This is a genomic window from Aminobacterium sp. EBM-42, assembly GCF_001896635.1.
Lineage (GTDB): Bacteria > Synergistota > Synergistia > Synergistales > Aminobacteriaceae > Aminobacterium > Aminobacterium colombiense.
Genome location: NZ_MPPC01000010.1, coordinates 140,434 through 154,030 on the forward strand (window position 1 = coordinate 140,434; position 13,597 = coordinate 154,030).

Sequence of the window (13,597 nt, forward strand, 5' to 3'; positions counted from 1 at the left end):
TGTGAGGTGGAGCGAATGTTTCTTTGGAGTAAATTAAAAGATAGCCTGAAAGAGGTAAAAAATCGTTGGAGCGGCGGGTTGGTTTCACTTTTTTCAGGCTCCACAATAGATGAAGAATTTTGGGACAGCCTAGAAGAAATTCTTATATCTGGCGACGTAGGTATTGATCTTACAGAAGAATTGATCGAAGAGCTTCAAAAAACTGTGAAGCGGGAAGGCCTGAAAACGCCTGACCAGCTAATAGCGTATTTTATCGACTTAGTGACAGAACGCCTTGTAGCTGTTGATGGAATGGGCAAGGAAATTGTCCTTGACAAATCACCTAAAGTCATCGTGCTCGTGGGAGTGAATGGCAGTGGTAAGACTACTACTGCTGCAAAATTAGCGGAACAGTTCCATCGACAGGGTAAAAAGGTTATTTTAGGCGCAGCCGATACCTTTAGAGCTGCTGCTATCGATCAACTGAAAATATGGGGTGAGCGTACGGGAAGCCGCGTTATTGCCCAGCAGCAGGGAAGCGATTCTGCCGCAGTCGCTTATGATGCCCTTCAGGCAGCTCGGGCTTCTGGAGCGGATGTTTTGATTATCGATACAGCAGGAAGGCTTCATTCAAAACATAATCTGATGGAGGAACTTACAAAGATTGTCCGTGTTATTGAGCGCGAAGTGGGGCGGGATTCTATGGAAAACCTTCTAGTGCTTGATGCCGTTATGGGGCAGAATGGATTTGCCCAGGCCGAATCATTCCATAAGGCTCTCAGCCTGAATGGAGTGATTTTGTCGAAATATGACAACACTGCAAAAGGTGGCGTCATCCTTGCCATAGCCCACCGTCTTGCTTTGCCGATCAGATATATAGGTCTTGGCGAAAGTGTGGATGATCTGAGGCTGTTTGAACCCCAGGAATTTGTGCGGGCGTTGCTTGAAAATAACGGAAATAACGTATAAAAGGAGTCCTCTGTATGTTTTATCCAGTGAAATTGATCACGGGAGTTCTGTACCCTGACGAGAGATGGCGAGAATGGGTAATAGAAAAAGTTACTGCGGTTTGGGGCGAGATTGACGCAGAGAGTGAACCTGTTCCTTTTGATCTTACAAATTATTACCATGACATAGCTCCAACTCTCTATCGGCAGTTTCTTTCTTTTAAGGGACTTCGCCACGGAGGAGATATTGTCCGATGGAAAAAAGAGAGCTGTTCTATTGAAGAAGAGAGCAGCAAGGCATTTGAAAACCGAACCATACGAACTGTGAATATTGATCCGGGGTATGTCAATGGAGCTAGGCTTGTGCTGGCTTCCACTAAGGACCATGCCCATCGTATTTATATTTCTGATGGGATTTTTGCAGAGGTCACAATGAGATACCGCTTTAAGCGGTGGGTTCCCTTTGATTATACGTTCCCTGATTTTGCCAGTGGGCGTTATGATGCTTTTCTGTTGAAAGCCAGGGATATCTGGTCTAAGGAAATGTCGGAGAGGAGATAACGTTCATGATTGATAGATATGAAACTCCATTGATGAAAAAAATTTGGTCTGATGATAACAAATATAAAACGTGGCTCCAGGTAGAACTGGCTGTATGTAAAGCCTGGACGGAAGATGGGCTCATTCCTCGGGAAGCCCTGGAAGAAATTGAAAAAAAAGCAGATTTCGATATAGAGAGGATTTACGAGATAGAAAATCAGGTTCATCATGACATGATCGCCTTTGTTTCAGCGGTGGCAGAAAAAGTTGGCCCCTGCGGCCGTTTCATTCATTTAGGCCTCACTAGCAGTGATGTGCTTGATACAGCTTCATCATTATTGCTTAAAGAATCACTTGACGTTGTCATAATAGAGGTAGACAGACTTCTTTCTTTCATATGGAAACGCGCGGTTGAACACAAATATACCCCCTGTGTTGGGCGAACCCACGGAATTCACGCTGAACCCATGACCTTTGGATTGAAACTTTTAAATTGGTATTATGAACTGCTTCGAGACAAACAACGTCTGGGACAAGCCAGGGAGCAGATCAGCTACGGTAAGATTTCTGGTGCCGTAGGTACTTATGCCCATTGCCCCACCCGCATAGAAAGGCGTGTCTGCGAAATTCTTGATCTTCAGCCTGCGGCGATATCAACCCAGATTCTTCAGCGGGATCGACATGCTCATGTCATGAATGCTCTGGCCCTTCTTGGCGCAGCTATTGAACGCATGGCCGTGGAGGTTCGTCACCTTCAACGGACAGAAGTTCTTGAAGCTCTCGAACCTTTTGGCAAAAAGCAAAAAGGTTCTTCAGCCATGCCCCATAAAAGAAACCCGATCCTTTGCGAAAGGCTTACGGGAATGGCCCGTTTGTTGAGGGGATACGCCGCAGCTGCCATGGAGAATGTGGCTCTCTGGCATGAAAGGGATATCAGTCATTCTTCCGTAGAGAGGATAATCTGGCCGGATGCCTTCCATCTCATTACTTATATGCTGCAGAAAATGTCCCAGATTGTGGAAGGCCTTGACGTAGAACCTGAAAATATGATGGCCAACCTTAAAAAGATGAAGGGGCTTGTTTTTAGTCAGAGGGTTTTGCTTGAACTTGTTGAAAAGTTTGGGCTGGCTCGGGAAGAAGCTTACGCAGTGGTACAGGAAAATGCTATGAAATGCTGGCGCGGAGAAGGAACCTTTGCAGACCTTCTATGGGCTGACAATAGAGTTAATCAATATATTTTAAGGGAAGAACTTGATAGCCTATTCCACATTGACTACTATTTGAGTGCTGTAGATGAGGTCTTTTCAAGATTTACTGAACCGTCTCAGATTCAAGAATAAGATTAGGAGGATAAATTATGGCGATTCCAGAACGAAATCTGGCTCTTGAACTGGTGCGAGGAACAGAGGCTGCTGCTATGGCTGCCGGCCGTTGGATGGGCAGGGGAGATAAGAACGAAGCTGATGGGGCTGCCGTTACAGCTATGCGCTATATGCTGAATACGATAGCTATGGATGGGACCGTAGTCATAGGAGAGGGAGAAAAAGACGAGGCTCCCATGCTTTTCAATGGCGAACGCCTGGGTTCCGGGGTTTCCCCCGAAGTGGATATTGCCGTTGATCCCATAGATGGCACCCGCCTAACGGCCATGGGGCTTCCTGGTGCAATTAGCGTAGTGGCCCTTTCTGAAAAAGGAACCATGTATGATCCCCGGAATATTTTTTACATGAACAAACTAGCTACCGGTCCCGATGCGGCCGGAGTCATAGATATAGAGGCTCCCATCGAAGAGAATATTAAGAGGGTAGCTAAAAAGAAAGCTAAATCTGTTGGAGACGTAACAGTTGTTGTTCTAGATCGACCCCGTCACGATGAGATAAAAAGCCGCATACGCCAAATAGGGGCACGTATAAAGCTGATTCCGGATGGAGATGTGGCAGGAGCTCTTTTGACTTGCAAGGAAGAGGGTGGCGCAGACCTTCTCGTAGGGATAGGAGGCTCTCCGGAGGCTGTTATTACTGCTTGTGCCATTAAATGTCTTGGGGGTAATATGCAGTGCAAACTTTGGGTAAGGGATGAGAAGGAAGCTGAAGAGAGCAGGGCCATGGGGCTTGATCTTGATGCTGTGCTTACCCTAGACGACCTCGTTAAAGGAGACAATGTCTTCTTTGCTGCCACTGGCGTTACAGACGGTGATTTCTTGAAGGGGGTTCGTTATGAAGGGCGTCGCATTCGTACCTTCTCTATGGTAATGCGCTCGAAAAGCGGTACTGTGCGATATGTAGAGGCCATTCATCACCCTAAAAAACTATGTACTATCAGTGGCATAGACTATGCACCTGAATATGAGGCTAACCATCAATAAGAAACATTTATTTTGAATGAAACTGTAAAGGGGCTGTTTCTGACGAAGCAGCTCCTTTTTATTGCCCACTCTGCACATATTCAAGACCTGGCACTGCCCAGTGGGCCATGCCTATGGCCGCTTGTCCCACAGAAACGTTCTCATCGTTTGGAGAAAGCAGATGATGGGTAAGTGGGAGAAGTCCCCTTCTGCGAAGATAGGAAAGAGTCAGAACCAGGAGCCTCCTGTTCTGCCACACTCCGCCTGATAGGGCTACGTGTTTTATCCCGGTTCGCTCAGAGATGCGCAAACACAGGTTAGCCGTGCCAAGAGCAAGCCCTCCATGGAATGCGGCTGCAAGGGATTCCTTTCTATGGTGTTGGCGGTTTTCTACCATCCATTTCAATGCGGGACGCCAGTCCAAAGACAAAAAATCGTCCTTTTCCAGAATTTCAAAGGGAGCAATAGATTCTCCTTTCGCATGTCCTTCGAGCTCCATTGCCGCCTGTCCATCGTAGGAAATGTCGGTGCAGAAACCCAATAGAGCGGATACACCGTCAAAGAAACGTCCGCAAGAAGTGGTTATAGGGGAAGCATTCATTATAGCGAGCTGACTCGGTAGCAGACTCTTCTTTTCAGGCCAAATTTGACCAGAAAGCGCTATTGCCTCTTCATTTCCCAGGGTTAATGTTAAAAGAGCCAGGCCGTATCTCCACGGTTCAAGCACAGCCTTTTCTCCCCCTGGAAGTGGGCAAGGCAGCAGTGAGCCCTTACGCTCATAGGATTTCATATCTGCCACTAAAAATTCTCCACCCCATATCGTTCCGTCATCTCCATACCCGGTGCCATCAAAGATTGCTCCTATAGTCGGTTCTTCCCTGCGATTTTCAAGAAGGCATGCTGCCATATGGGCATGGTGATGCTGTACTCCAAGAGTTGCATTAAAGGGTCTTTTTATCACCTTTCGGGCGAGTGGACCAGAAATATATTGGGGGTGAAGATCGTAGACAAGATATTCTGGGTGCAAATTATAAAGCTTAAGAAAATGCTCTAATGCCTTTTTATAATAGACTATTGTCCCTATCTGTTTGAGATCGCCTAGATATTGTCCTGGGAAGATGGTGTTATCCTGGGTCAGTGTAAATGTGGATTTCATCTCCGCCCCTGCAGCAATTATTACTGGTCCCTTATGAAGAGATGCAAGGGGGATAGGAACAAATCCTCTAGCCCGGCGCAGCACTATGTACTCTTGCCCCTGGGATGCAATGACAGAATCATCGATGGCCATGTGGATATCCCGATTGTGCATAAGGAAAAAGTCAGCGAGGTCAGAAAGGGACGCCTGGGCTTCGTTGTTATCAGAAATAATGGGGGCGTCACTCATGTTGGCGCTTGTCATAATAAGGGCATCGAAGTGCTCTAGCAACAAATGGTGAAGGGGTGTGTAGGGCAACATGATGCCAAGGGCATTCTGTCCAGGGGCCACCAATGGAGACAGACCGCTATTTCTCTTGGCGGGGCACAAAACAATTGGTCGTTTTGAGGATGTAAGAAGTTTTTCTGCTGTCCCTGTCAGATAGACAAGTTGTTTGGCCCGAGCAAGATCTGAAACCATTAAAGCGAAGGGTTTGTCTTTTCTGTTTTTACGTCGCCTCAGCTTTTGCGTAGCCTCACTATTGAAAGGGTCACAGGCGAGATGGAACCCTCCTAGCCCTTTAATGGCAGCTGTTTCCCCTTTTTTTAACCGTGAGCAGCAGATCTGAAGGGCCTCTTCACCCTCGGCCGCGACCCTGCCGTTTTTATCAATGAGGTAGAGAGAGGGGCCGCAATCGAAACAGGCGTTAGGTTGTGCGTGATATCTTCGATCAGATGACCGAGTATACTCAAAATGACATTGAGGGCACATAGCAAAAGATCTCATGGTGGTAGATGGTCTGTCATAAGGTAGATCTTCTATGATGGTGTATCGGGGCCCACAGTTAGTGCAATTGATAAAGGGATACCGATACCGCCTGTTTGATGGGTCTCTCATTTCTCTGAGACAATCATTGCAGGTAGCGATATCAGGAGGTATAAGCACCCGTTGATGTTCAAGACGCAGACTTTTTTCTATAACAAAGTTTCCCTTTTCTTCACAACTGTCCTCCTGAAAAAGCAGGTCTATAGATGATATGTGGGAGGCCTCAGGTTTTTCTTTTTGTAGTCTTTGAAGGTAAGCTTCGATTTGGGTTTGGGAACCTTGCAACTTTATGACAACCCCATCGGAGGTGTTCTTGACTGAGCCGCCAAGCCCCATGTCTTCGGCCAGTCGGGCACAAAATGGCCGAAATCCTACTCCCTGTACTATTCCTGTAACAAGAAAAGTCGAGATATTGTGCATTGACAAACCTCCGTTCTCAAGGCATTTTAAAACAGAGAAAGCTTTGGCTCAAGGGCCAAATATATGAAATAAAGGAGCTTTGCCATCAAAATGGGTAAAAATACAGTGGTCAGGCGTTTTGTTCAGGTCTATATGGGCGATGGGAAAGGGAAGACAACTGCTGCTCTAGGACTAGCAATAAGAGCTGCGGGATGGAACATGAAAGTCGGGATCATTCAATTTATGAAGGGCTGGCCCCAATATGGAGAACTTGCCAGTTTAGCCCGCTTCCCAGAGATTCAATTGGTTCAGACAGGACGCCCTGATTTTGTTAAAAAGGGCTCCCCTTTGCAATTTGATATAGAAGAAGCCCAACGAGGGCTCGAACTGGCAAAAAAATGGATTGAAAAAGGACTTTTTGATATTGTTATTTTAGATGAAATAAACGTTGCCCTTGACTACGAACTTGTCGAACTGGATCAAGTTATAGACATTCTTAAAAAGCGCCCTCCCTTCGTGGAAGTGGTGTTGACAGGGCGGAATCCGCCAGTAGCCTTGCTGGAATACGCTGATCTGATAACTGAAATGAAAGAAATTCGCCATCCTTTTCAGAAGGGGATAACGGGTCGACGGGGCATTGAATACTAAGGGGCTTGGGATGGAGAAAGGAAGACAGTTACATGAATAGGAATCCTCACGCTGCATCAGCAGAGCATCTTATGAACGAACTCGGGACACTTCCCGAGGGGGGGCTAAACGACAGGCAGGCCGCACTGGCCCTGGAAAAGTACGGTGCGAATGTACTGGAAGAAACGGAAACCGTTCCATGGTGGAAAATTTTATTACGGCAGTTTACCACATCTATGGTCTATCTTCTGACAGCGGCTGCCATTATCAGTTTTGTGATGAAAGAAACTCTCGATGGAAGTGCGATAGTTGTGGTAATCATTATTAATGGGGTTATTGGTTTTCTTACAGAATACAGGGCAGAACGGGCTTTGCAAGCTTTGAAAGCCATGACATCTCCCCATTGCCGTGTGTTGAGGAATGGCCGGCCCGCATTGATTCAATCGAAGGACGTGGTTCCTGGTGATATTTTAATTCTGGAAGCTGGGGATGTGATTCCGGCAGACGGACGGCTTTTTAAAATATCTAACTTTATGGTGAACGAAGCAGCCTTGACGGGAGAATCCATGCCCATCGAAAAAATAACAGAAACTTTGGCATATGAAACATTGCTTCCTGACCGAAAGAATTGCGTATATGCCGGGACGAGCGTTGTAAAAGGCACTGCTCGAGCTCTGGTCTTCAATACTGGTATGGATAGCGAAATAGGGCGAATCGGGAAAATGCTGCAGCATGTGGCCGCTCAGTCTACACCCTTAGAAGAACGTCTGGCAAGATTCAGTCAATTCCTTATCTGGGCAACCCTTGCCATAGCGACAATCATTGTAGGGATAGGCATCTTTCAGGGGCGAGGCTTTGTTTCTATGCTTGAAACCGGCATTGCTCTAGCAGTAGCGGCAGTTCCAGAAGGTCTTCCCTTTGTTGCCACCATGACCCTGGCCCTCGGCGTTCATAGAATGGCCAAAATCAATGCACTGGTACGGAATCTTGCATCGGTAGAGACCCTGGGTTCCACCACTGTAATCTGTACAGATAAAACGGGCACCCTCACTATGAATAACATGACAGTTCGAACGGCAGAGCTTGTCCATCCTTTGGCAAGTTCTCTTTTTCTTCGAACAGCGGTACTCTGTAACGATGCTGTTCTTTCAAAGGACGAAGGAATTGGCGACCCTATGGAAGTAGCTCTTTTGCGCTATGCGGGAGAGGACATCGTGTCTTTACGAAAAAGCTTTCCTCGGATAAAGGAAGAACCCTTCGATTCTCAAGCTATGAGAATGGTTACATGGCATGAGAATGGGGTCGCAGTGAAAGGGGCTCCAGAGCGGATACTGAATGATTCCAGCGCTATCTGGTCTGAAGAAGGTGCGATCCCCCTCACCGAAGAATCGCGGGAGGAATGGTATGCCAAGGTAAGGGAGCTTGCTTCAAAAGGAATGCGTACCATAGCGATGGCTTGGGGTTCCTCATTGGAAGACCTTGTTTTTTTAGGAGTGGCGGGAATAGATGATCCCCCTAGAGAAGAAGTGCCCGAAGCAGTATCTCTGTGCCATAAGGCCGGCATACACGTTATTATGATAACGGGAGACCATCGTGTTACCGCGGAAGCCATAGCTCAGGAGATTGGTATATTAAAAGATACCCACAAGACGTCTCTGACAGGTGCAGATCTCGAAAGGATGTCGGAAAATGAAATTGCTGCCCAGGCTGGTCAAGTGGCAGTTGTGGCAAGAGTTGCGCCGGAACACAAGTTAAAAATAGTGAAGGGACTTCAAAAAGCGGGAGAAGTCGTTGCCATGACAGGTGACGGAGTGAACGATGCCGTAGCGTTGAAGCAGGCGGATGTTGGGATTGCCATGGGCATTCAGGGAACGGAAGTGAGTAAGGAGGCATCTGACATTATTCTGCAGGACGATCGGTTCAATACTATAGTGGAAGCTGTAAAAGAAGGCCGCCGCATTTTTGATAATATTCGAAAAGCCATACTCTTTTTACTTTGCTGCAACATGAGCGAGGTCTTGACAGTCTTCATCAGCATTATAATGAAACTGCCGGCTATACTCATTCCCCTTCAGATTCTCTGGATCAATCTAGTAACAGATGTTTTGCCGGCCCTCGCTCTTTCTCTTGATTCTGCAGAGCCAGGCATTATGGACCGTAAGCCTAAAAGCAGAGATGAAGGTATAATTACAGGAACCCACAAGATATTGATTCTTTTCTACAGTGTGGTTATCACTTCCGGTGTTTTTGCGGCGTATTACTGGTCTCTCTGGTATCATAAAGGAGATTTTGTAAGGGCAACAGAGATCAGTTTCCATACTTTGGTTCTGGCTCAGCTCTTTTTTGTCGTAAGTGTGCGGAAGCAGAGCCTTTTCAGATACCCATCGCAATTATGGCAGAATCTGTGGCTCTTGTGTGGAATAGCTTTATCCATATCACTTCAAATTAGTATTACGTACATTCCTCTTTTTCAGGAGGTATTAAGAATTGTCCCCCTTCAACTGGAAGAGTGGGGGATAGTTTTCTGTGCGGCGCTTCTTCCAACTTTAATTGCCCAGTTGCGTAAGTTCATTACAGAATTCTAGGTGAAAAAATGAAGAAAAAAGTTCTCGTAGGGATGAGTGGCGGTCTTGATAGCGCAGTCACATCTCTTCTTTTAAAAAAACAGGGGTATGAGGTAGTGGGAGTTTTTTTCGCCCTTTCAGGAGCAGATGAAAGCGTTGCTGAAAGACAGGCCGCAGATCTGGCCCAGAAACTTGACATAAAATTCGAAGTTTACGATGGCCGGGAACTCTTTCAAAAAAACGTGTTAACGAAACTTCTTTCTGCTTATGAGAAGGGAATGACGCCCAATCCATGTATTCTTTGTAACCCTTCTGTCAAGTTTAAACTCTTGTTTTTTCTTGCAGAGCAAAAAGCTATTCCATACGTTGCTACAGGCCATTATGCCCGTATAGTGGAGGAAGAAAGCGGGCCTGCCATAGCACGCGGAGTTGACGAAAAAAAAGACCAAAGTTACATGTTGTATCGCCTTCCTCGGGAGTGGCTGAGTTCTATTGTTTTTCCCCTTGGCGATCTTCGCAAGGAGGAAGTTCGGGAGATAGCCAAGTCGTTTTTGCCAGAGTGGGTGGTTCAAAAAAAGGAGAGTCAGGATGTTTGTTTTGCGCCGGAAGGTCTTGACGATTTTTTAAATTTTCATTTGAGTGATAAGAAGACATGCCAGCCGGGCAGTATTATGGATGAAAGCGGCAAAGAAATCGGAACTCACAACGGGTTGTGGCGTTACACCATCGGGCAGCGGAAAGGTTTAGGTTTGCCTGGGGGTCCTTGGTTTGTAGTTTCTAAAAATATAGTTCATAATATTTTGCGTGTCTCACGTAAAAAGGAGCTTTCTTCTTTGCGTATTTGGTGTGAAGCACCCGTGATGTATCGCTATTTAACTGAAGGAGCTTTTTACATGGCTGAGCATAGATACAGAACTCGCCCCTTTTCAGTAATGATAGAGAGTGTGACGGAACAAGCCATGGTGGTTAGAGGAGTGGAAATTTGTCCAGTTGTAGCTCCAGGACAATCCCTCGTTCTGTATAATAAAGACGTTGTTTGTGGCGGAGGAATTATTATCTCATCGGAGGAGGTGTCCCCGTGTCAGTAATCAATAAAAACAAACTACCTTTAGAGAAACTGAGGAAAAGAACTGATATTAGCGCCCTTTCCTTTAAAACAACAGATGATATAGAATGTCTGGAAAAATTTATTGGACAAGAGAGGGCAGTGCAAGCTATTTCCTTTGGTTTGTCTGTGGAAAGTAAAGGTTATAACATCTTTGTTCTTGGAAATCCAGGGAGTGGCCGCACGAGCTACTCTCTTCAGCGACTTCATGAAAGTGCCAAAGAGAAACCAGCGCCAGATGACTGGATCTACGCATATAATTTTAGTGATCCCAGTCGACCGCTGGCCATAAATTTACCAGCGGGAAAAGGAAAGGAAATGGGATCTGCATTCGAAGAACTGCTGAGTGAGCTTAAAATAGCGATCAGTAAAGCCTTCGAGAAGAGCCAGTATGAAGATGCCAAAGCCCAGCTTGTAAAAAACTTTCAGGAGCAGGTCAATGGGCTTATGGAAGAGGTGCGGGCCTGGGCAGGTGAGAAAGGCTTCGCTCTTAAACGAACTCCTCAGGGCTTTGTCAATATTCCTATGATCGAAGAAACTACGGAATCAGGTGATGTGTCTAAAAGAGAATTGCAGCAGGAGGAATTTGAATCTCTCTCTGAAGAGAAACAGAAGGAATTGCAGGGAAAATCAGAAGAGATCTCTCAAAGGACTCTCGACACCCTGCGTAAAATCCGTGATCTTGAAAAAGCCTTAAAAGAAGAGATTGGCAAACTGGAAGCGGAAATTTGCCGTTCCGCTATTACCCCCTACCTGCAGGATGTTAAAGAAAAGTATGGAACCACTGAGATCCTCTGCAAGTGGATCGATGCCCTGGCCGAAGATATTATCAGCAACTTCAATATATTCGTTGCGGCAGCAAAAGACGAATCAACGGAAATAGACTTCAGCCGGTACACCATAAATGTCTTTGTAGCCAATGACCCTGAAAACGGCGTGCCTGTGATTTGGGAAACCAACCCCACTTATTATAATCTGACAGGTAAAGTGGAGTATGAAAGCCGTCAAGGCTACCTTTACACTGACTTCCATAAGATTGTATCTGGCGCCTTTCAGAAGGCAAATGGCGGATATCTCGTGCTTGATGCTGAAAAGGTACTTCTCAACTTCATGTCCTGGGAAGCGTTGAAGCGTGCTCTTAGAACAGGAGAAGCGACCATTGAAAACCTTGGGGAGCAGTATGGGGCAATTCCCATTTCCTCCCTTCGACCTCAGCCTATTCCAATTAACGTTAAGGTTGTTATGGTGGGAACGCCCTATCTCTACGCTTTGTTGCAATATTACGATCCCGAGTTCCTTAAGATGTTTAAGATCAAGGCCGAATTTGATAGGGATATGCCGCGTACTTTTGAATCAGAGCAGCAGATGGCCCAATTTATCTGTGGTTTCGTACGTAATGAGGGGAAAATACCATTCACTGTAAAAGCGGTTGCGGAGGTTATAGAATGGGCAGGTCGTCTGGCAGAGCATCAGAATCGTGTAACAACGGAATTCAATAAGATAATAGAGGTTATTGTAGAAGCCACGGCATGGGCTCTTTCTGAGAATGCGACTCTCGTTGAAGATCGTCACGTTTATAAGGCCATAGAAGAAAAAAGATTTCGAAGCAACCTTATTCAGGAGCGTATCCAGAGAGCCTATGAAGAGGGAGTTATCAATATTCAGACGGAAGGCTCCCTGGTAGGGCAGATCAACGGACTTTCTGTTATCGATCTGAGGGATTATGCTTTCGGACACCCCTCGCGGATCACGTCAAATGTCTACATGGGGCAGGAAGGCATTGTAAATATTGAGCGAGAAGTGAAATTAACGGGGCCTATCCATAATAAGGGGCTAATGATTCTTACCAGCTACCTTGGAAGGAAATATGCTCAGGACATGCCTCTTTCCCTCTCAGCTCGTATAGCTTTTGAGCAGACCTATGGAGAGATTGAGGGGGATAGCGCATCCTCTACCGAGTTATACTGCCTGCTTTCAGCTCTCTCCGGCCTCCCGCTGCGGCAGGATATAGCGGTGACGGGCTCTGTGGACCAGTTTGGGAATGTGCAGGCCATAGGGGGAGTAAATGAGAAAATAGAAGGATTCTACAGGTACTGTGAGCATCGTGGCCTGACGGGAACTCAGGGTGTCATGATCCCGGCGCCCAATACTATTCACTTAATGTTAAGCCAGAATGTGCTGGATGCCGTAGAAAAGGGTCAATTCCATATCTGGGCAGTGGAAACTATTGACCAGGGGGTAGAGATCCTTACAGGTAAACCGGCAGGAGTGCCTGACGAAAAGGGTGCGTATCCTGAGGATTCCGTGCATGGTCTTGTGAAAAAGCAGCTTGTTACGTGGATGGAAGAAGCCGCGAAGCTGAAGAAGAAATATGGTGCGTCATCAGAGAATGAGAAAGACACCTCAAAAGCTTGACCGGGGGAGCCCATTGAAGGAAAAAGCTTGCAAATCTCTCCCAAATTCGTTTCATGTCGCTAAAGTTTTAGATCGTCTTGAACTTTGCTGGAATATGGAGAAAAATCCTCCGGATCTTCGCCATGAAGAGCCTTTGGATGGGCTCATATTAACCCTTCTGTCCCAGAATACGAACGATAGGAACAGAGACAGGGCTTACGAGAGTTTAAGACAACTATACCCAACGTGGGAAGAAGTTGCACAGGCTGATACTGAACGAATAAAAGAAGCCATACGGGTCGCAGGTCTATCCGATATCAAATCGAAAAGAATAAAAGAAATTCTTGTAGCTGTACAAGACGCATTTGGCAGCTACTCCATAAAAGAGCTTCGAAAGCGTGGCCGCGAACAGGCAAGGGCTTTTCTTTTCAAATTGCCTGGAGTGGGGGCAAAAACTGTGGCATGTGTGCTGCTATTTGATCTCGGGTATCCTGCTTTCCCAGTAGACACCCATATCCACCGATTTTCTAAGAGGATTGGCTGGGCCCATGATCGTTGTAAACCAGAAGAAATAGAAGGAATGTTAGAGCAGGTAGTTCCAGAAGAGCGTTACCTGGGTGGCCACATTAATATCATTACCCACGGAAGAAATATCTGTCTCGCAAGGCAGCCCCGATGCGATAAATGTTCTGTAAACGACTTATGTGCTTTTGTAATAAATGGAGAAGTGCAATAGGC

At 46.2% G+C, this 13,597-nt stretch carries 10 protein-coding genes; 9 read left to right on the forward strand and 1 reads right to left on the reverse strand.

Going from position 1 to position 13,597, the window contains the following annotated elements:
* Positions 1 to 15 precede the first annotated feature (15 nt).
* From ftsY to glpX, 4 genes are read left to right on the forward strand one after another with little or no spacing between them, the layout of a single operon-like run.
* Positions 16 to 948 (forward strand): signal recognition particle-docking protein FtsY, encoded by a 933-nt coding sequence (gene ftsY, locus BUC50_RS02710; RefSeq protein WP_013048437.1) that lies wholly within the window; start codon positions 16 to 18, stop codon positions 946 to 948.
* A 14-nt stretch (positions 949 to 962) separates the two neighbouring features.
* The gene (locus BUC50_RS02715; RefSeq protein WP_013048436.1) at positions 963 to 1,487 is read left to right on the forward strand and encodes a DUF4416 family protein; all 525 of its coding nucleotides are present in this window, start codon (positions 963 to 965) and stop codon (positions 1,485 to 1,487) included.
* 5 nt (positions 1,488 to 1,492) lie between these two features.
* Positions 1,493 to 2,806, forward strand: coding sequence for an adenylosuccinate lyase (gene purB / locus BUC50_RS02720; RefSeq protein ID WP_013048435.1), 1,314 nt, complete (start codon positions 1,493 to 1,495; stop codon positions 2,804 to 2,806).
* Between the two features lie 17 nt (positions 2,807 to 2,823).
* Positions 2,824 to 3,831 carry a class II fructose-bisphosphatase gene (gene glpX, locus BUC50_RS02725; protein WP_013048434.1) on the forward strand — a complete coding sequence of 336 codons (1,008 nt, stop codon included), beginning with the start codon at positions 2,824 to 2,826 and terminating at the stop codon, positions 3,829 to 3,831.
* Positions 3,832 to 3,889: 58 nt separating this feature from the next.
* Here glpX and hypF read toward each other — a convergent pair whose 3' ends face one another.
* Positions 3,890 to 6,190, reverse strand: coding sequence for a carbamoyltransferase HypF (gene hypF, locus BUC50_RS02730; RefSeq protein WP_213700108.1), 2,301 nt, complete (start codon positions 6,188 to 6,190; stop codon positions 3,890 to 3,892).
* Between the two features lie 90 nt (positions 6,191 to 6,280).
* Here hypF and BUC50_RS02735 point away from each other — a divergent pair, with 90 nt between their 5' ends.
* From BUC50_RS02735 to BUC50_RS02755, 5 genes are read left to right on the forward strand one after another with little or no spacing between them, the layout of a single operon-like run.
* Entirely contained in the window at positions 6,281 to 6,817 is a 537-nt protein-coding gene (locus BUC50_RS02735) for a cob(I)yrinic acid a,c-diamide adenosyltransferase (RefSeq protein ID WP_013048432.1), read from the forward strand.
* A 32-nt stretch (positions 6,818 to 6,849) separates the two neighbouring features.
* Positions 6,850 to 9,381, forward strand: a complete 2,532-nt coding sequence (locus tag BUC50_RS02740) for a cation-translocating P-type ATPase (RefSeq protein ID WP_286677130.1) — start codon at positions 6,850 to 6,852, stop codon at positions 9,379 to 9,381.
* 8 nt (positions 9,382 to 9,389) lie between these two features.
* On the forward strand, positions 9,390 to 10,448 hold the full coding sequence (mnmA, locus tag BUC50_RS02745; protein WP_013048430.1) for a tRNA 2-thiouridine(34) synthase MnmA: 1,059 nt from the start codon (positions 9,390 to 9,392) through the stop codon (positions 10,446 to 10,448).
* Complete coding sequence (locus BUC50_RS02750; protein WP_013048429.1) at positions 10,439 to 12,880, forward strand: Lon protease family protein; 2,442 nt, start codon at positions 10,439 to 10,441, stop codon at positions 12,878 to 12,880. The genes mnmA and BUC50_RS02750 overlap by 10 nt, the downstream gene beginning before the upstream one ends.
* Positions 12,837 to 13,595, forward strand: coding sequence for an endonuclease III domain-containing protein (locus BUC50_RS02755; protein WP_286677131.1), 759 nt, complete (start codon positions 12,837 to 12,839; stop codon positions 13,593 to 13,595). The genes BUC50_RS02750 and BUC50_RS02755 overlap by 44 nt, the downstream gene beginning before the upstream one ends.
* Positions 13,596 to 13,597 lie beyond the last annotated feature (2 nt).